Origin of the sequence: Mycobacterium ostraviense (genome assembly GCF_002705925.1) — a bacterium.
Classification (GTDB): Bacteria; Actinomycetota; Actinomycetes; order Mycobacteriales; family Mycobacteriaceae; genus Mycobacterium; species Mycobacterium ostraviense.
Genome location: NZ_NKRE01000001.1, coordinates 1,011,524 through 1,029,709 on the forward strand (window position 1 = coordinate 1,011,524; position 18,186 = coordinate 1,029,709).

The 18,186-nt window shown below is 65.9% G+C and carries 15 protein-coding genes and 1 pseudogene; 6 read left to right on the top strand and 10 right to left on the bottom strand.

Annotated features, from left to right (window positions below):
* The first annotated feature begins 112 nt into the window (after positions 1–112).
* Both CDN38_RS04550 and CDN38_RS04555 read left to right on the top strand, forming a co-directional pair.
* A complete protein-coding gene (locus CDN38_RS04550) occupies positions 113–1,105 on the top strand; it encodes a YncE family protein (protein ID WP_180276407.1) in 993 nt (330 codons plus the stop codon).
* Positions 1,106–1,130: 25 nt separating this feature from the next.
* The gene (locus CDN38_RS04555; RefSeq protein WP_075513725.1) at positions 1,131–1,463 is read left to right on the top strand and encodes a hypothetical protein; all 333 of its coding nucleotides are present in this window, start codon (positions 1,131–1,133) and stop codon (positions 1,461–1,463) included.
* Here the strand turns inward: CDN38_RS04555 and CDN38_RS04560 are convergent.
* The 5 genes from CDN38_RS04560 to CDN38_RS04580 all read right to left on the bottom strand — a co-directional run bounded on the left by CDN38_RS04560 (position 1,429) and on the right by CDN38_RS04580 (position 7,772).
* Positions 1,429–1,797 (bottom strand): hypothetical protein, encoded by a 369-nt coding sequence (locus CDN38_RS04560; protein ID WP_408632995.1) that lies wholly within the window; start codon positions 1,795–1,797, stop codon positions 1,429–1,431. The genes CDN38_RS04555 and CDN38_RS04560 overlap by 35 nt on opposite strands.
* Positions 1,784–3,274 (bottom strand): molybdopterin-dependent oxidoreductase, encoded by a 1,491-nt coding sequence (locus CDN38_RS04565; protein WP_075513723.1) that lies wholly within the window; start codon positions 3,272–3,274, stop codon positions 1,784–1,786. Before CDN38_RS04565 ends, CDN38_RS04560 begins: the two co-directional genes overlap by 14 nt.
* A 23-nt stretch (positions 3,275–3,297) precedes the next feature.
* Positions 3,298–3,798, bottom strand: coding sequence for an oxidoreductase (locus CDN38_RS04570; RefSeq protein ID WP_075513779.1), 501 nt, complete (start codon positions 3,796–3,798; stop codon positions 3,298–3,300).
* 226 nt (positions 3,799–4,024) lie between these two features.
* A complete protein-coding gene (locus CDN38_RS04575) occupies positions 4,025–5,830 on the bottom strand; it encodes an Hsp70 family protein (RefSeq protein WP_099318811.1) in 1,806 nt (601 codons plus the stop codon).
* 763 nt (positions 5,831–6,593) lie between these two features.
* A complete protein-coding gene (locus tag CDN38_RS04580) occupies positions 6,594–7,772 on the bottom strand; it encodes a phosphatidylserine decarboxylase (protein ID WP_075513721.1) in 1,179 nt (392 codons plus the stop codon).
* Positions 7,773–8,068: 296 nt separating this feature from the next.
* On the opposite strand from CDN38_RS04580, the gene CDN38_RS04585 reads away from it, so the two are divergent.
* On the top strand, positions 8,069–9,631 hold the full coding sequence (locus CDN38_RS04585) for an aminotransferase class I/II-fold pyridoxal phosphate-dependent enzyme (protein WP_161951722.1): 1,563 nt from the start codon (positions 8,069–8,071) through the stop codon (positions 9,629–9,631).
* A gap of 162 nt (positions 9,632–9,793) precedes the next feature.
* A pseudogene (locus CDN38_RS04590) lies at positions 9,794–11,176 on the top strand (HNH endonuclease signature motif containing protein).
* Between the two features lie 53 nt (positions 11,177–11,229).
* Here the strand turns inward: CDN38_RS04590 and CDN38_RS04595 are convergent.
* Positions 11,230–12,114 (bottom strand): cyclopropane mycolic acid synthase family methyltransferase, encoded by an 885-nt coding sequence (locus CDN38_RS04595; protein WP_075513720.1) that lies wholly within the window; start codon positions 12,112–12,114, stop codon positions 11,230–11,232.
* Between the two features lie 378 nt (positions 12,115–12,492).
* On the opposite strand from CDN38_RS04595, the gene ngg reads away from it, so the two are divergent.
* Both ngg and CDN38_RS04605 read left to right on the top strand, forming a co-directional pair.
* Positions 12,493–14,283 (top strand): N-acetylglutaminylglutamine synthetase, encoded by a 1,791-nt coding sequence (ngg, locus tag CDN38_RS04600; RefSeq protein ID WP_075513719.1) that lies wholly within the window; start codon positions 12,493–12,495, stop codon positions 14,281–14,283.
* A gap of 680 nt (positions 14,284–14,963) precedes the next feature.
* Complete coding sequence (locus tag CDN38_RS04605) at positions 14,964–16,094, top strand: glycoside hydrolase 5 family protein (RefSeq protein WP_075513777.1); 1,131 nt, start codon at positions 14,964–14,966, stop codon at positions 16,092–16,094.
* Positions 16,095–16,098: 4 nt separating this feature from the next.
* Here CDN38_RS04605 and CDN38_RS04610 read toward each other — a convergent pair whose 3' ends face one another.
* From CDN38_RS04610 to CDN38_RS04625, 4 genes are all read right to left on the bottom strand, one after another.
* A complete protein-coding gene (locus tag CDN38_RS04610; protein ID WP_075513718.1) occupies positions 16,099–16,704 on the bottom strand; it encodes a hypothetical protein in 606 nt (201 codons plus the stop codon).
* Positions 16,705–16,868: 164 nt separating this feature from the next.
* On the bottom strand, positions 16,869–17,177 hold the full coding sequence (locus tag CDN38_RS04615; protein ID WP_142361240.1) for a hypothetical protein: 309 nt from the start codon (positions 17,175–17,177) through the stop codon (positions 16,869–16,871).
* Positions 17,161–17,574: a ChaB family protein gene (locus tag CDN38_RS04620; protein ID WP_075513716.1), complete on the bottom strand. Its 414-nt coding sequence runs from the start codon at positions 17,572–17,574 to the stop codon at positions 17,161–17,163. The genes CDN38_RS04615 and CDN38_RS04620 overlap by 17 nt, the downstream gene beginning before the upstream one ends.
* A gap of 17 nt (positions 17,575–17,591) precedes the next feature.
* Positions 17,592–18,128, bottom strand: a complete 537-nt coding sequence (locus CDN38_RS04625; RefSeq protein ID WP_075513776.1) for a DUF1360 domain-containing protein — start codon at positions 18,126–18,128, stop codon at positions 17,592–17,594.
* Positions 18,129–18,186: the final 58 nt, after the last annotated feature.

An 18,186-nucleotide genomic window follows, 5' to 3' on the forward strand; every position in this document is an offset into this window, starting at 1 on the left:
TACTGCCCTTGGGGCGGTGGTGAAAGGACGGCGAGCGATCGTGGCCATCGGTACTTCTCACCAGCGGCGGTGGCGCTGGTCTGGCGTGGCTGGCGCGGTAGCCGCCGGACTGATGGCGGCGGCCGGGTGCTCCGCTCCAGGGGTCGCGCTGGAAAGCGCGCCGGCGGTGGAGCTGACCGCGATCGGCGCCCCGGTGCGTGATCCCGTCTGGTCGTATCGCGACCACTCGCTGCTGGGGCTCACCGAAGATCAACGGCTCGCCAAGATCACGGTCACCGGTTCCCCGACCGCCGACACGCGCCTCTCGGAGCCGATGGACGTCGGGCGCAACCTGCAGATCAGTCAGAAGGACGATCGACACGTCTTCGTGCCGCAGCCGCAGCGTGACCGGGTGACGGTCGTCGACATCGAGAGCCTGCAACGCGTCGACGAGTTCGACGCCGGGCCGGCGCCGGCCTACCTCGCCGAAGACGCCGGAATGCGGATGTTGCTGGCGCTGTCGGCGGACCGGTCTTCGGTGACGCCGGTGGATCAGTACGGTTTTCGAAAGTTACCGACCGCCAGCATCTCCGCAGAACCCGCAGACACCATCGACGGCGCCAACCGCGGACGCCAGATCGAGTACCACCTCTACGGACCGTCCGGAATCCGCTACTACAAAGGGCCGTCGTCGCCTCCGGAAGAACGCGGCTCGTTGCACATCGATGTGGCCGTGTCGGCAGGGGACGGAACCGCCGTGACGCGCAGCTACGTCGCCGGGCGCAACGACAGCGTGCTGTACGCGGTCGATTCGCGACGCGGCGGGCACGGCATGGAAGTGCTTGGCTGCGCGCAACTCTCGGCGCCGATTCGCTACCTGGGCACCGACGAAACCCGCATCTACGCCGCGACCGACCGCGACGTGGTGGTGCTGCAAACGGAGAGCTTCACCGGCTACTCGGACGGGGTCATCCCGGTGCTCCGCACGATCGACTATCGGGCAGGTCTTCCGAGCGGTCCGCTCTCTTCCGCGCCACTTTCCGGGATGGCGATCGGACCGAAGCGCGTGTATCTCACCCTGCGCGGTCAGCCGTATCTGGTCAGCGTGGCCAAACCGCACCTCTAGGAAGAAGATACGGACAGTCAGGCCAATGAGTACAGCAGCAGACACACCCCAACCGCTCGGTGTCGACGATGACCTCGAACTGCTCACCGAGCAGATCGAGGCGCTCAAAGAACTCGGCCGCTGCGACCAGGTCGACGACGGCCAGACCTACGACTTCAGCATCCGGTGGGGGGCGGCGCTGGCCGGACGACTGCGCCGGCTGGTGCATTACAGCCGCCTGGGGATACTGAGCGAGGCTGACGAACGCCGCTTCCAAACGGTGTGTGACGAACTGCGCTCGGTGTCGGATCTGATCGAACGGTTCGATCTGGCCCGGCCCCGGTTCACCGACACCCCGAGCCACCCCAGGTGGCGCTAGCCTGTGCCGCCCGGGCGTGGCTGGCGATGGCGCCGATGTCCGAAATGCTTTGGTAGTCGGTCAGGAATTCCTTGGCCGCCAATACAATTCCGGTCCGCCGCCTGGGGCAGGCAGGGTTGCGACACGTCAACGCCACCATGAAGGCGTCGTCGTCTTCATTGAGGAACAGGAAACCCAGATACAGCGCATGCCCGACCTCGAAATCCTTGCCGCCGCATCCCTCACAGTGCCCGCCTTTGACCGCCACCAGCTCTGACACTTGTTGTCGCTCGGCGCTTTTCAAGCTGATCAGCTCCGGCCGTACCGCCATGTCGGTCATGTCAGATCTCCACATCCTTGTCGTAATGGACGTTGTCCTCGCGCCAACCGCCCAGGCCGTGGCCGATGCCGGAGTAGTCGTCGATGAACTCGATCTGGTTGATCCACTTCGCCATTTTGAAACCCACCTGCGTCTCCACCCGCAGCCGCAACGGCGCTCCGTGCTTGATGGGCAGCGGCTTCCCGTTCATCTCGTAGGCCAGCAGCGTCTGCGGCTTGTACGTCAGCTCGAGGTCCATCACCTCGTAGAACTGCCCTACCCCCGCTGCGCTGGGCTCGTCGCGGCCGTTGTCCTGCATGGTCAGAAAGCAGATGTATTTCGCTTGCGGCAGCGGCCGCACATGGTCGGCGAGTGAAGCCAGCGGCAGCCCGCTCCACTCGCCGATGCTCGTCCAGCCCTGGACACAGTTGTGCATGACCCGCTGCGAATGCCGGTCGGCCAGCGCCCGCAACCCGTGCAGATCCAGGGTGACCGGGTTTTCCACCAAGCCGCCGACCCGCAGTCGCCAGTCGACGAAGTTGTGCACCGCCATCACCTTGTATTCGGTGCTCGCCGGCGGTTTACCGTTGACCCGGTGTTCCTTGGAGATCATTCGCTGCGGGTAGTTCTGCCGCGAATTCAACGGCCGCAGCAAGGTTTTGCGGGCTGCGGTGACCACGGCGCCAAGGACGCGACGGACCTGAACGGGCCGGCGCAGACTCCACGCCGTCGCCGCGACGTGGACCGCGACGATGGCCGCAATGATCGCCAACGACCACGTGGTGGCCCAGTTGGTGTTACGAATGGAACCGAAGATCATCAGCGCGGTCAACTCGCCCCAGCCCCAGAAGAACACCATCGACAGGTGAATGACGATGAAGACCAGGAACGCCACCAGTCCCAGGAAGTGCAGGCTGCGCGCCCATTGCCGGCCCCCCCACATCCGTACGTACCACGGAAATGCCGCCTCGATGGCCGGCGACTGCGCGGCACCGGTCAGGATCTGAAACGGCGCCAACAAGAAAATGACGGCGGCATAGGTCAGCTTCTGGATGGCATCGTCGGGTCCGCCGGGTAACAGCGGCGGCAGGTTGAAGCTCAGGTAGGTGACGATGTCGTTGTACGCCTCACGGAAGATCGACCACGAATACGGCCAGTACCGGTGCCACTGGCCGGTGGTGAACAGCAGGATGTAGTACGACAGTCCGACGAGGACCCACCCGATGACCGAGAAGAAGTGCCAATGACGTCCCATGCCCAACTTCTTGTGGCCGGGCAACGCGAAAAGTGAGCTGTAGTCCTCCTCTTCGTCGAGGGTGTCGTACAGCTTGTTGATCGGCATCTCCTTGGTGGTGAACCGCGCCCATTCGGTGCCCGGTGTGCTGTCGTCGTGCCAGTACAACTTGGGATGTGTGGACAGGATCTCGATGCCGCTACGCATCACCAGGGTCAGGAACAGCACGTTGAGCCAATGCTCGATGCGCAGCCACGCCGGGAAGTCGAGGACGGTCATAGTCTGCGTCATTCCTGCCCGATTCAGTCGTGCCAGTTCTGCCGCTGCGGATAAGCCACGTTGATGCCCGATAGGACCGTCGCATGGACGGCGACGAAGCCCGCGGCGAACGCCGCCGCAAGCGTTCCGGGAGCCAGGTCCCAGCGGCCGGTCAGCGACACCAGCCCGGGCAGGCTGGCAAACCGGCTAGCCAGATCGACAAGAAGGAAGACCGCGCACACGAAGCTGCCGAAATACCAGCCGAGGTGCGGCACATACGGTTTGAGCGCCAACGCCATGGCAGCGGCCGCGGTCAGGCAGCCGGCGATCAGCACCGCGGCATAGATCACGAAGTACAGCGGCAGGCCCGGCTGGGTGGCCAGCAGGTAGACATGCACCCCTATCAGGCCGATCAGCAGTGATCCGGCTAACCCGGTGACCGTCCGCGGCAGAGCGAATGCGACGTAGCCGTTCAGCGTCAGCACCGGCGAAGACCACAGTCGCTGCCACGCCTTGAGCCACAGTCGCCCGAGCAGACCAGCCACCGCTGCTAAGTACCCGGCCGAATCGGGCCGCAAACAGGTGGTTTCCACCCATGGCCGCCGAGCGGACGCGAGCCCCAGCGGATCCACACCGGCCGTTGGCTGAAGGCGGAGGCCTCGACAACTGCGCCGTCGTCCGGCCTATGCGCTGGGCGCAGGCGGGGATCGAATCCCATTGGTGGGCAAATCGGTTCATCGACCCAGAGCCGCACCACTCTGGCGCCCGGGGTCAGGGATTCAATGGCGGTCTGACGGGTACCAGTGTCGTCGTCATCGGCGGTGGGGCCGGGGCCAGGCTCTTGCTCGCCGGTGGGTAGGGGGTCGTCGGATATGGGTTGGCCGGATTGGTGGTCGTCGGGTAGGCCGGGGTGGTGGGATATGTGGTCGCCGGGTGGGTCGTGGTCACCGGCGGCTGTGTCGTCGTCACGGTGGTTGCCGGCGGGGTCGTCACCGGCTCGGTCGATTCGATAGTCGACGAAGTGACCGAGGCCGTGTTCGAGGCCGGTGGAGGTACCGGCACCAGCTGGGAGGACTCGACGGGCGGCGTGATGACCCTGGTGTTGTTGACGGGTTTGCTCTTGGCGGCACCGAACTTCACGGCCAGGACAGCGGCTATCACCAGTGCAACGGCCGCCACACCGGTCACGCTGATGAGCACCGACGATCGCCCGTACCAATGCGTGTGTTGGGACGCATCGTCGGAATGGGCGTCGGGCCGTTCAGTGTCGGCCGTCACACTGGCACCCGTATCGCCATAGTCGACGCCGGGTATCGCGGTGTCGCCCGCAGCGGCTTCCTGCGACCAGGCCAGCGCGCGGTACGTCGCGGATTGATCGCCGTCGACGGACGCTTCGCCCGCGGCGGCGCGGCTTGCCCCGACGGCCCATGCCGACGGAACCACCTCCGTAGGGGCCAGCGCCGCGGCCTCGCCTTCCGTTCCGGCGGCGGCCGTCCCGACCGCCGCGTTGCCAACCGCGCCCTGAGGGGGCGCCCCAACGGCGGAAGACCTCATCTGGGCCAGGACGGCGGCGCCGATGGCCGCGTTCAATCTGGGTTGCGCCGTGGTGACAATCGGCACCTGCAGCCGCTCCGAAAGCCGACTGGTGATTAACGGGATGCTCGCGCCCCCACCGACCGTCGCGATGGCGGCCAGCCTGCCTTGTGGAATCTGGTTGCGTTGCAACACTTCCTCGACGCAAGAGATGAATCGTTGCAGCGGGTCGGAGATAAGGTCCTCGAACTCGGCGCGGGTCAGGCGGACATCCTTGCCGATCCCGGGAAGCTCGGCCGGGATGACCGCGACCGTCGCGGCCGACAGTTGTTCCTTGGCACTTCGGCACTGGGCCAGCCGTCGGCTCAGCGGCGCCAGCGGTGCGGTCCCGTCGGCGTCGGCGGCGGCGTCGGCGTCGCGAGCCTCCACTGCCAGATGCCGCAAGATCATCTGGTCAAGCTGGTTTCCCGAGAAGTCGGTGTACCGCTGGGTCGTGGCGATTTGGCGAAAGTTCGACGCCGCATCGGTCAGGGTGACGCTGTTACCGCTGGCGCCGAAGTCGCACAGCACCACGATGCCGTCGGTGGGAAAACCCGGTTTGGCGTACAGCGCCGCCAGCGCGGCGGTGGCGTCGCCGATGAAGGCCGGTTGCACCGCGCCTGGCGCCAAGTCAGGATGGCCCCGCAACGCCTCGCGCAGCGCGCCGACCTGACGCTCGCCCCAATGCGCGGGAACCGCGATGGCAACCGGCGCCCCGTAACCGACGGTGCTTGCCATCGCATCGAGCGCTCCGGCAGTAATAGCCGAGCCAGAGTGGGCCGATCCGTCCGCCGCTATCAACGGCTCCGGGTCTCCGACCCGTTCAACGAATCCGCTCAGCGCAAGCCCTGGCCCGACCGCATTGGGGTTTTCCTCCGGCGTGCCCACCTCGGGTGCGCGCTGGTTGAACAGTGTCAGCACCGAGCTGCGGGTCACCGGGACGCTGCCCGTTCGCGCGGCGACGAGGTTTGCCACCCCGACCGACAAGCCGAGCGGGTCAGTCATCTCCCCCTACATCCTTTCTGTTGGGACCACCGGCCAACCCCTCCTACCGCTGCCGCCACCTGCACCACGAGCGCCCGTCGCGGTAATCCGCGGCACCGCGTCGTCGATGGACACCATGGCCGGGCAGCCGAGTGGTTTCGCGAGCCAACGGTAGGAAGGGACGCGCTAGTCGCCAACCGGTGTTTGGTTCACCGCGTAGGGGGTACCGCACCGACGACCGAATGAAACGGATTTTGGTCATTTGATGGGAGACTGCCGGCGGGGGTGACCGTATGGCTGGGCGCACTGGTGCTGCCAAGAGGGTTGCGTTGCGACCGGATTCGGCCGATCTGCCGGGAAGCTGCCGATGCGGGCGCCATTTCACGTTCGGCGGCGATTTGTGCCTGCGATCCATGGTCGCTTCAGTAGGCTCGCGTGGGCGCCGACTTCGAGCCGGTCGACGCGCTGACTGTGGCCGGCCGGCGGTCCATTTCGCCCGACGATGCCGTGCCGCGTGAAACGCGGTAGAGCGGCTGCCGTCGACGCGGTCCAGACTCCTGCCGGGGAGGATGTCGAGCTCCTCCCCGGTGGGCCCAAGCTGGTCCGATGGGGACCGGGACCGGGTCGCCTGGCCTGTGCCGTGGCCGTGACGTATATGTCGCGCAAGCGCGGCGGGTGAAGGCGGGCAACGGGCCTGGGTGTTACCGGCCGCCATGCCGGCTACCTGCGCGATCGACAGGGCGGCAACAGTTTTCGGCATGACCTAGACGGTCTCCGGCCGTGGTCAGGCAGAACGCAGCCGGCAGCGCGCCACGGGTGTGCCGACGAGCCGGAACTGCTGACTGGTGTCGATCTCGCGGCTCACGCCTTCTTGAAACAAGATGATGATGTCGGACCCGCCGAACTGGAAGTAGCCGAATTCTTCGCCCTTGGACATGTGCTTGCCCGCCACCGAAGTGAGCACCACCGACGAGACGTGCGCCATTCCCACCGGGATCACCGCGACGACACCGATATTGCCGCAGTCGGATTCCGCGGTGTCGATGGTGACCACGCCCCGTGTCTGGGAGAACTCGTATCCACTGCTGGCGCTGTCGCTGGACTGCAATTCGTGGTTCGCGATACCGACCTGCATGAACACTTTGCCGTTGATCCGGAACGATTCCTTGATCACTCCCGCCACCGGCAGGTGGTACCGGTGGTAGGCGTGCACCGGCAGCATGTAATGGACGAAGGTGCCGCGGGCAAAGCTTTCGCTGTAGGCGCTGCCTTCCAAGAGCTGCTTGATGTTGCCGTACTTGCGGTTCTTCACCTTGGTGGCCGGGATATTGGAGTCGGCGTCGATGTCGTAAGCGTGCTGATAACGGCAATCGGCAGGCGAAGTGGCCACCAGATTGCTGGCCGGCTCGGCGATGGGCCGTAGCCCGCCGTTGATTTCGCGCGCGATGAACTGGTTGGCCGTCAGCCAGCCACTGGGGGCGTTCGGCACACCGTCGACCAGAGATTCTTCGATGCGATACTCCGGGGCATTGTCGATGAACGACCGCAACGCTTCCGGACCGAACGACTCCGGCGTATCGAGAAAATCGCCCCACTGCCGGGCGAACTCGGTCATCCACTCCCGGAACGCGTCGGAGTCCTGGGGCGCCTCACCGTCGACCTTCTGGTCGACCAGAAAGTAGAAATGCCCCATCCGATCGCTGACCTCTTGGGCCTGCCGCTGCTCGTTCTTCCAGGCATCGCCATTCGACTCGTGCGGAACCCATCTGAGGTAGCGCTTGAGGTAGTCCTCGTATTGACCGATATCGGTAGGCCATTCCAATGCCGCGAACAGCTCCGGGTTCAGTTCTTCCGCGGCCCACTTGCGCGCGTTCACCAAAGACCGCTCGAGCAGACTTTCCAGACCCTGCTCCTTGTCGAGGGTGTCTCGCAGTTTCTGGATGATGGCGTCCGGTTCGCTCATGTGTCCGTCCTCAAGGTTGCCGTCACCGCCGACCGCCGCGACAACACGCAGGTGATAACGCCTTGAGAGACGGCGTCCTTGGGCCCGCAGGCGACGGTCGTCCCGGGTTGCTTTTCGCATACGGGTACCCCCGCGGCGGCGGGCTAACCCCGCATACCAGCAGCAAACAGCGGGTACTCATGGCCACGAAACGAAGTGGAGCTGGCGATGAGGGACTCCAAGCGCGGTCGACTCCGCGAAAAAGAGTTCGCCACCGGCGTCGGGCAGCGCGCCACACCCTGAGGGAGGCCACGAAAATGACAACCGCAAAGTCGTTCTCCGCACGCGTGGATCATCAGCGCCGCCAGAACATCAAGAAAGCGCGAGCGGAAGCGCAGGCGGGGCCGGCCCGCGCCGAGCCCGACGCCACCCCGATCGGCGACGCGATCCAGGCGATCCATCAGCGCGGCGACATCGCCTTCGGCATCCCGGCCCACCGATCGGGTACCGGCCGGATGCCACCGCTCGCGGCCCGCTGGATGGGTTCCGAGGCGTTTCGCGCCGACGTGGCGATGAACAAGGGCGTCGACAACCGGCACCAGTCCTGGCAGGTGGAGCCGACCGCTATGCAACTATTCGCTCAGGCCGTGGGCGCCGACGAAACCCTGTTCTCCGCCAACGGCAGCACGGAGAACGTCCACGTCGCGATGATGGCGGCGGTACGCCCCGGCGAGACGCTGGTGATGGCCCGCAATGGGCACAAGTCGGCGTTTTCGGCCCTGGTGCTGGCCGGCGCCATGCCTGCCTACGTCGAGCCCGAATACGACCAGCGTTGGCAGGTCGCCCATGGCGTCGACCCGAGCCGGCTCGAGCAAGTGCTGCGGGAGCATCCCGAGGCCGTCGCCGCCATGGCGTTCACCCCGACGTATTACGGCGTCAGCTCCGACGTTCGCCGGCTCGCGGAAGTTGCTCATGCCCACGACATTCCGTTGATCACCGACGACGCCTGGGGACTGGACTACAGCTTCTGCAGCCGCCTGCCGCCCTCGGCGCTGGAGTGCGGCGCCGACTTGTGCATCGGCAGCGTCCACAAGACGCTCAACGGGTTGCTGCAGACCTCGGTGCTCAGCAGGCAGGGCGACCGGATCGATCCGACGCGGCTGTCGCTGGTGTTCGAGCTGGAGCAGTCGACCAGCGCGTCGCCGCTGTTGTTGTCCTCCATCGACGCGGCCCGGCGCGAATTTCAAGAACATGGCGAGCGGCTGCTGGGCGACGCAATCGACTTGGCGCTGCGTGTCAGGTCGGAACTCGCGCGGATGCCGAGGCTGAGCCTCATGGGCGACGAAATACTTGGCAGCCCAGGTGCTTTCGCGTTCGATCCGACCCATGTCACCGTCGACGTCGTCGGGCTGGGTCTGACCGGTTTCCAGGCCGCTGACTGGTTGCGGGAACGCTGCGGCATCCATATGGAACTGGCCGACCACCGCCGGGTGATGGCCTTGATCAGCTACGCCGATACCGATGCCACCGCGCACCGGCTGGTCGACGCCATGGCGGCGTTGGCCGAGGAACACGCCGGCGCCAAGCCCCGCACCGTCGACGATGTACCGGCGTGGTCGGACCTGCGCACCGAGACCGTCATGCTGCCGCGCGACGCCTTCCTGGGCGCCACCGAGATGGTGCCGTGGCAGCAGGCCGCCGGTCGCGTTTCGGCGGAGATGATCTGCCCGTATCCGCCGGGTATTCCGGTGGTTGCGCCGGGCGAGCTACTCACCGATGCGATCGTCGGCTATCTGCAGTGCCAAGCCGCTCAGGGAGCGATGGTCGAAGGCGCCGCCGACGAGTCACTGGCCGAATTGCGGGCGGTGGCAAGCCGATAACGCGCCACGCGACCGCTTCCGTCGGGGCTGACCGGCGGATGTCCTCACGGTGCGGGCAACAGAAATGACGTCGACGTTCGCTGTGAGCGAAACATGAAATCTCTTGCCGGATAGTCGCTTTCTGCGGCTTTCTTGTCGGTGGGTCAGCATAGTGTTTCGGACATGGGGAGTTCGAGTAGTCGAGAGGACGTCGGTGCGGCCTTCGACGCACTCGCGGCGACCATGTCGCGGCTGCAGGAGCTGTCCTTCGATGCGTTGACCACCCCCGAACGGCTGGCCTTGCTCGAACATTGCGAAACCGCACGGCGCCAGCTGCCCAGCATCGAACACGCGCTGATCAATCAACTCGGCGAGCAGGCCAGCGAGGAGCAGTTGGGCGGGCGGCTACCCGCAGCGCTGGCCAACCGGCTGCGCATCACCCGCGCCGAAGCCGGCCGGCGAATCGCTGAGGCCGCCGACCTGGGCCCGCGTCGGGCATTGACCGGTGAGCCGTTGCCCCCACAGTTGACCGCTACCGCGGCCGCCCAACGCGACGGCCAGATCGGCGACGGCCAGGTGCGAGTGATCCGTGATTTCTTTCGCCGGCTGCCGGCGTTTGTCGACATCGAGACCCATGTGAAAGCCGAAGCGCATCTGGCCCGGCTGGCCACCCAGTACCGGCCCGACCAATTGGCCAAACTGGCCGAGCGGCTGATGGATTGCCTGCACCCCGATGGCACCTTCAGCGATGAGGACCGTGCCCGGCGGCGCGGCATCACGCTGGGCAACCAGGACGTCGACGGCATGTCGCGTATCAGCGGCTATCTGACACCCGAGGCGCGGGCGACCCTGGAGGCCGTGTGGGCAAAACTGGCCGCCCCGGGCATGTGCAACCCGGCCGAAGAGAGCCCGTGCGTGGACGGTACGCCGTCGGAGGAAGCCACCCGGCGTGATACCCGCTCGGAAAGTCAGCGCAACCATGACGGTGTGCTGGCCGGCCTGCGTGGGCTGCTGGCCAGCGGAGACCTGGGCCAGCACAACGGATTACCGGCATCGATCATTGTGACCGCCACGCTCAAAGAGCTCGAAGCCGCGGCCGGCAAAGCGATCACCGCGGGCGGCACCTCGTTGCCGATGAGCGATGTCATCCGGTTGGCGCGGCATGCCCACCATTACCTCGCCGTTTTCGACGGTTGCAAGCCGTTGGCGCTGTATCACTCGAAGCGCCTGGCCACACCCGGGCAGCGAATTGTCTTGTAAGCGAAGGATCGTGGCTGCAGCGCGCCAGGCTGTGACGTGCCGGGGTATCGGTGCGAGGTCCACCACGTACGGGAGTGGGCCACCACACATTGCACCGACATCGACCAGCTCACCCTGGCCTGCGGCGCGCACCACAAACTCCTCGACAGCGGCTGGACCACCCGCAACAACATCCGCGGCGACACCGAATGGATCCCACCGGCCCATCTCGACTCGCCTGGTTCAACGGGCCGACCAAGAACGAACACCTACTTTCACCCCGAGAAACTCCTGCGCGACGGCAACGACGAGGACGAGCCCGGGTAGCGCGCGCGGCATGATCGACCCGGGCAACTCTTCGCGGTGACTCCGCGGCGTGCTCAGCCCTTGGACAGGGTGAACTGCGCAACGTCGGTGTAGCCCTCGCGAAACAGCTCGGCGCAACCGGTCAAGTACTTCATGTAGCGGTCGTAGACCTCTTGGGACTGAATCGCGATGGCCTCATCGCGGTGCGCCTCTAGCGCGGCGGCCCAGGTGTCGAGGGTGCGTGCGTAGTGCAGTCGCAACGGCTGGACCAGTTTGACGGCAAAGCCGGCCTGTTGCGCGTGCTCCTCGACGACCCTGGCGCTGGGCAGGTCGCCACCCGGAAAGATCTCGTCCATGATGAACTTCATGAACCGCAGCTTGGTCATGGTGATGGGCAGTCCACGCTCGGCGAACTCCTCATCGCTGGGCTTGATGATGGTGTGCAGCAGCATCATGCCGTCGTGCGGGAGCGCCTGGTAGGCCATCGCGAAGAAGTCGGCGTAGCGGTTACGGCCGAAGTGCTCGAAGGCGCCGATCGAGACGATGCGGTCCACCTTTTCGTCGAACTGCTCCCAGCCGCACAGCAGCACCCGCTTGTTTCGGGCGCTGGGATGCTCGTCGAGCAGTCGCTGCACGTGGGCGTGCTGATTGCGGCTCAGCGTCAGGCCCACGACGTTGACGTCGTAACGCTCGAGGGCTCGGACGATTGTGGCGCCCCAGCCGCAGCCGATGTCCAGTAGCGTCATGCCCGGTTGCAGCCCCAGCTTGCCCAGCGCGAGGTCGATCTTGGCCACCTGCGCCTGCTCGAGGGTCATGTCCTCGCGTTCGAAGTAGGCGCAACTGTAGGTCTGCGTCGGGTCCAGGAACAGTCTGAAGAAGTCGTCGGACAGGTCGTAGTGCGCCTGCACATCGTCGAAATGCGGCTCTAGGCTGTCGTTTTCACCACTCTTGTTGGGCAAAGCTCACCTCTGACGTTGATCCTTGTTCGAGGTCGGCTACGACGACCGGGCTGCCGGGGGCGAATCGGCCTTAGCCGACGCGATCCACGTAGTCGTCTCGTGAGTAAACCACACGATCTCTAGCGGTCTAAGGCTCGATCCGTGGATGGCCCGGTGCCTTGGCACGTCTGCACCCATCTCAGAGCCGTCGGTTCGGGTGAATGTTGGTACTCGCCCCAAGATGGGTAACCAACACAGCGATGGCACAGGGATCCAGCCACAGCACATCGTTGATATCCCGGTGGACGACTCCAACGGCGACCTGGTCCTGGGTGGTGACAGCGGAATCTGCTATACCGCTCTGCGGGAGTCCCGGTTGCCATGTCCGGGCGGGGCGGCATGACCGCCGTCGATTCCTCGCAGGACCATCCGGAGGCCATCACGCTGAGCCTGCACGACGCCTCGCCGCCGGATCTGATGGAGTCGATGGCCAACGATGTCGAGCTCGATTTGGGTTGGGGTCGGCTGATATTCGGCCAAACCTTTGCCGATTCCGCCGCACTGGCCGAGGTGCTGCGGCAGGAGGCCCCCGGACGACACGACATCTGCATCTATGCAAGAGAGCCGCACGTGATCGTCGCCGGAGCACCAAATGAGTTGTTCATCGACCCCAGCCACACCTATCGGCTGCGTTTCGCCGACGATTCGGGGCACCATGATCCGGCGTCCTCTCCGGTGGGCGTGACAGTGCGCACCCCGCACGTCCCCGCCGATGCCGATGCCATGAATCGCGTATTCGTCCGGTGCGCAATGGTTCCGGCGCCGGTCGAGACGATCTGGCACAACCAGCTGCATGCCGACGCGGTGACCTACCTGATCGCCGCGCGCGACGATGACGGCGCGGTGGTAGGGACCGTGACCGGGGTCGATCACCAGGTGCTGTTCGCAGACCCGGAGCGCGGATCGAGTATGTCGACCCTGGCGGTCGACCCGGCCGCCGGGCTGCCCGGAATCGGGGAGGCTCTGACCCGGGCCATGGTTGACCGCTTTCGCGACGCGGGGCGCGCCTACCTGGACCTTTCGGTGGCGCACGACAACGCCGCCGCCATCGCCCTGTATGAGAAGCTCGGTTTTCGTCGCGTCCCGGTGATGGCGATCAAGCGTCGCAACGCCATCAACGAGCCGCTGTTCACGCCACCGCCGGAGACGGTCGATGACCTCAATCCCTACGCGCGGGTGATCGCCGATGAGGCGCTGCGGCGCGGAATCTTCGTCGACGTACTGGATGCCGAGACCGGCGAGATGCGGCTGTCCCACGGCGGGCGCAGCGTGATCACCCGTGAGTCGCTGTCCGAATACACCTCGGCGATTGTCGTGTGCCGGTGCGACGACAAGCGTTTGACGCGACGCCTGGTCAAGGAGGCAGGCATCAACGTTCCTCGAGTGCGCCTGGCCACCTTCGACGGCAACGACTACGCGTTTGTGACCGAAGTCGGCGAGGTCGTCGTCAAACCAACCCGCGGCGAGCAAGGCAACGGCATCACCGCGGGCGTGACTGCCGACAACGGTCCCGACGAGCTGACCGCGGCTTTGACGCGAGCGCGTGAGGAATACCCCGAGGTGATGATTGAGCAGCGAGCACCGGGCGACGACCTACGCTTGGTGGTCATCGACTGCCGGGTGGTTGCCGCCGCGCTGCGGATGCCACCGGAGGTCGTCGGCACGGGCGAGCACACCGTCCGCGACTTGATCGAGGCCGAGAGCCGGCGACGATCAGCCGCCACCGGCGGCGAATCGGACATTCCTTTCGACGACATCACCCGGACCACCGTCGCCAAAGCCGGCTGGCAGCTCGATGATGTTCTGCCCGAAGGCATTCGGCTTCAGGTTCGATCCACCGCCAACCTGCATCAGGGCGGCACGATTCGCGGCGTCACCGACAAAGTGAATCCCGAACTTTGCCGGATCGCGGTCGAGGCCGCCGAGGCGATCGCCATCCCGGTGACCGGAATCGACTTACTCGTGCCCGACGTCACGGGCACCGACTACACCTTCATCGAAGCCAATGAGCGCCCCGGCTTGGCCAACCACGAACCGCAACCCACGGTTGCGACTTTCGTCGACTTCTTGTTCCCCGGCCAGCCCGGGCAACCGCCGGCCTGGACTCCGGAAGAATCACGGCCAGGTTGATCGCCGACCCGGCTTTTCGACGTCGGAGCTGCGCGGTGTCAGAACGGCGCCGGCCCGGCACCTCGACTCCGCCGACGCCGGTTGGACGAGAATGTCTGTGCCGCGGTCGCTTCGGCGCTTGGCCTCGACAACCCCGTCGAGCAGGGTGTGGGCAGGACCGGCCGGCCGAGGCGAAGCCCCCGGAGCCGGGCTCTTGCTGGCCTGCCCGCATAGATCGCGTTGGATCCGCGAGCCGCTATTCGACGCGCGTCCGACTCCTGCGCATTCAATCATGTTTGGCAGCAGAGGGATTCGGGAACTCTCCCCTCGGCGTCGGGCGCCAGTCAGCTACCCCGTCAGTCCATCAGATGTACGCAACGACCCACGCCCACGACGTTGTCTGCTTTGCCGTTCACGACCGTGGCCGAAGTTGTCTGCCTAGCAGCCGCGAGCCCGTGGCATTCGGCACCGCAGGTGGCGCCGACCCGCTAACCTGGAAATGCTAACGGCGCCAACGCAACGGCTGATGAACTGGCATCGACCGACGGGCGGACAACCCCTCGGTCGGTGGCCGACTGAGCGCGCCACTGGGCACGCCCGACTATCCCAGATCTGGGAAGAGCTGTTCGACACGGCAGTCTCCACCGTCATCCGATGAAGGGCCCAATAGTGTGAATTCTGCAAGAAGTCGAGGTGACGTCATCCCGCGCCGAACCGTGCTCAAACTGCCGCTGGTATCGCTGGCGGGTCTCACCCTGGCTCATGTGCCCCGGGCATCCGCGGCTGCAGCAGGGCAGTGGTCACCCGACCGCGCCAACACCTGGTACCAGGCGCAAGAGCGGCTCATCGGCGCGAATTACATCACCTCGAACGCAGTCAATCAGCTCGAGATGTTCCAGGCCGAGACTTTTGCCCCCCAACAAATCGATACCGAGCTGCGCTGGGCGCGGTTGTGCGGGCTCAACAGCGTGCGCGTATTTCTCCACGATCAGCTTTGGGCCCAAGACAATCGGGGCTTTCAGCGCCGTCTCGCGCAGTTCGTCGCCATCGCCGCCCGCCATCACATCAAGCCGCTTTTCGTCTTCTTCGACTCCTGCTGGGATCCGCTTCCCCATCCGGGTCCGCAACCCGAGCCCAGACCCGGGGTGCACAACTCACGTTGGGTGCAAAGCCCAGGCGCTGAGCACCTCGACGACCGCCGCTACCGTCCTGTCCTGCACGACTACGTCACCGGAGTGCTGAGCCAATTCCGCAGCGATGACCGCGTATTGGGTTGGGACCTGTGGAATGAGCCCGACAATCCCGCTCGCCCATATCGTTCCGTAGAACGGGCGGACAAACAGGAACGCGTGGCAGAGCTGCTGCCGGAGGTATTCCAGTGGGCACGCTCAGTGGACCCGAGTCAACCGTTGACGAGCGGCGTGTGGCACGGACGGTGGGCAAATCCGCGGCGTCGCAGCACGATCTGCGCCATTCAATTGGATAACGCCGACGTGGTCAGCTTCCATTGTTATGGAACGCCGGCTGTCTTCGAATCCCGCATCGCTGAGCTATTGCCGCTGCGCCGGCCCATCCTGTGCACCGAATATCTGGCCCGTCCGCTGGGCAGCACCATCGCCGGAATTCTGCCAATTGCCAAGCGCTACAACGTCGCAGCATTCAATTGGGGGCTGGTTGCCGGCAAGACCCAGACCTACCTGCCCTGGGACTCCTGGGATCACCCCTATCCGACCGTCCCCAAAGTGTGGTTCCACGACTTGCTGTATCCCGACGGACGCCCGTACCAGGACGCCGAGATTCGGATCCTGTCAGCAGCCGATCGGATGAACTGACGCGTCACAGCACTTGCAGGCCCAAGGCGGCGCCGAGCAGGGTCACGGCGGCGAACATCCAGGCGACGTAGTCGCCGACATGGCCGGAGTGAGCCGCTTGCAGCGCCGCGATAGCCGGTCGAACCACCGTCGACACCCGTCGTCGCAGCGGCGCGCCGTCGCCGGTTCGCCGCAACGCCAGCATCGCCAGGCAACCGGCGGCCAGCACACCGATGACGGCCAGGCTCACCCCACTCGCCGACCAGCTGTGCGTCGCGCCGGTCGCCGGGCCGGGTACCGTCCGTCCCACAACAGCGGCGACATACCCGGCGGGGTCGACGAACCGTCGTCCGGCGGCGTCGGCGGCCCGGGTAAGACGGGGCACCACCCCGACCGCCACACAGCCCAGCACCAGGACGGCGACCGGGAGGTACATACTCGGCGGCGTCCGGCGCAAGGCCGTGTCCGGTTGCCAGGCAACGCAATACACTGTCAGCGCCATGACCGCGGCCACACTGGCGAACTGGAGTCCCACCAGCCTGTGGTGCGGCAGGCCACGAGAGGACATCACCACACCCGGCACGAAAGCCCCGACCAGCAACAGCAGCACCGCCAGTTCCCCGGCGTTCACCGTTGCACCGCCCTCTCGAGCCGGCTCGGGTACGCCCGTGTGCAATGCACGAGGACCGACCGCTTGTCCGGATCACAATGCAGGACAACGGTTCCCGGTGTCGTTGCGAGGGCCAGTACCGCGGTCGCCCGCCGTGCCGCGGCCACCGGCCGGGTCTCGTCGGGTTAGCGCAAGGTCCTGATGGTCGCGCGGCGGGTGGTGAACCGGTGTGCCCACACGCCAACGGCCTGTGGCGGTACGTTGCGCGCCGCCGTCGCCAACCACCCCAGCCAGACGATCCGGAACTGCCAGCGGCCGGCGTTGGCGCGCCGCGCCGGGGCGCCACGACGGCGACCGGCAGCGTGCACCGCCATCACCGTCAATTCCGCCGGCGTGCGCGCGCTCAGCGTGGCCAGCCAAATACCTGCGGTCAACAGCCACCAGAGACCGGTCTCACCGAGGAACTGGGGCAACCGCTTACTTGCCCCGGACACGGCGATTGTGCTTCTTGATCGCGTCGACCAGCTCCGATTTGGTCATCGTCGACCTGCCGTGCACATCGAGCCGCCGCGCCACGTCGAGTAGGTGTTTCTTGCTGGCGTTGGCGTCGACACCCTCCGCCGAGCGGCCGGTGTTGCGCGGACCACCGCCCTTGGCGAGTTTGTCTGACGGGCCCTTCTTCTTCTTGGGCTCCCAATGGTCGCCGACTTTTTCGAAGCTGTGCTTGAGTGCGGCGTAGGCCACCCGGTGGGCGCGTTGTTCGCTGCCGTACTCCTCGGCGGCGGCATCATGGGCTTTGGCGAAGGTGCGTTGCGCCTTGGCGTTGGAACGCTGCAGCGTGCTGGGCAACTCGCTCTTCTTCGGCTTGCCGCCCTTGGTCGTCTTGGGCATTGGATCTCCTCCTTTTCTCAGCCCTCGGCTGCCTGCTGGGCCGTCGCATAGGCCAGCTGCAGGAAGTCGGCACCGGCCAGCGCGGTGAAGGTGCCCGCGACCAAGCGGGTGAACCTCGGCGCGAAGATCAGCCCGATCACCAGGGCGGTGGCCACCCACATGTCCAGGCAGAAGGGGCAGGTCAGGAGCTCCCCGAGGCTGTGGCGCAGCGCGCTGTCTTCCCGGACTTCCTCGTGCACCTCGGCGGGACCACCGGTCCCGGCGTAGCGGGCGAACGGCGCCCGCAACGGGCTGGTGACCGCATCCTTTGTCAGCGAGCGGGACAACTTGTGGGTACCGACGGTGACGGTGAAAAGGTCCTGCGCCCGCCAGCGCTCCGGCAGCCTTTTACCGGTGGCCGCGGCGACAACGGCGGTAAGCCCGACCACCACACCGTAGATGGCCAGGACCATCAGGTAACCGCCCAGTGGACGGGGATTGTCGCCACGATAGGTGTCGGCTTCCCGCCGTGCCCGCTCGGCCACGCCGCTGCTGACTTCGGTTGCATCGCCCACGATCACTCCTCAACGGTTGGGATCTGGACGTCGATTACCCCGAGTCAGGTCCTGGCAA

Excerpts from the sequence above, each read along its gene's own strand:
- CDN38_RS04550 (WP_180276407.1), top strand. The coding sequence starts at position 113 with ATGGCGGCGGCCGGGTGCTCCGCTCCAGGGGTCGCGCTGGAAAGCGCG.
- CDN38_RS04555 (WP_075513725.1), top strand. The coding sequence starts at position 1,131 with ATGAGTACAGCAGCAGACACACCCCAACCGCTCGGTGTCGACGATGAC.
- CDN38_RS04560 (WP_408632995.1), bottom strand. The coding sequence starts at position 1,797 with ATGTGGAGATCTGACATGACCGACATGGCGGTACGGCCGGAGCTGATC.
- CDN38_RS04565 (WP_075513723.1), bottom strand. The coding sequence starts at position 3,274 with ATGACCGTCCTCGACTTCCCGGCGTGGCTGCGCATCGAGCATTGGCTC.
- CDN38_RS04575 (WP_099318811.1), bottom strand. The coding sequence starts at position 5,830 with ATGACTGACCCGCTCGGCTTGTCGGTCGGGGTGGCAAACCTCGTCGCC.
- CDN38_RS04580 (WP_075513721.1), bottom strand. The coding sequence starts at position 7,772 with ATGAGCGAACCGGACGCCATCATCCAGAAACTGCGAGACACCCTCGAC.
- CDN38_RS04585 (WP_161951722.1), top strand. The coding sequence starts at position 8,069 with ATGACAACCGCAAAGTCGTTCTCCGCACGCGTGGATCATCAGCGCCGC.
- ngg (WP_075513719.1), top strand. The coding sequence starts at position 12,493 with ATGACCGCCGTCGATTCCTCGCAGGACCATCCGGAGGCCATCACGCTG.
- CDN38_RS04620 (WP_075513716.1), bottom strand. The coding sequence starts at position 17,574 with ATGCCCAAGACGACCAAGGGCGGCAAGCCGAAGAAGAGCGAGTTGCCC.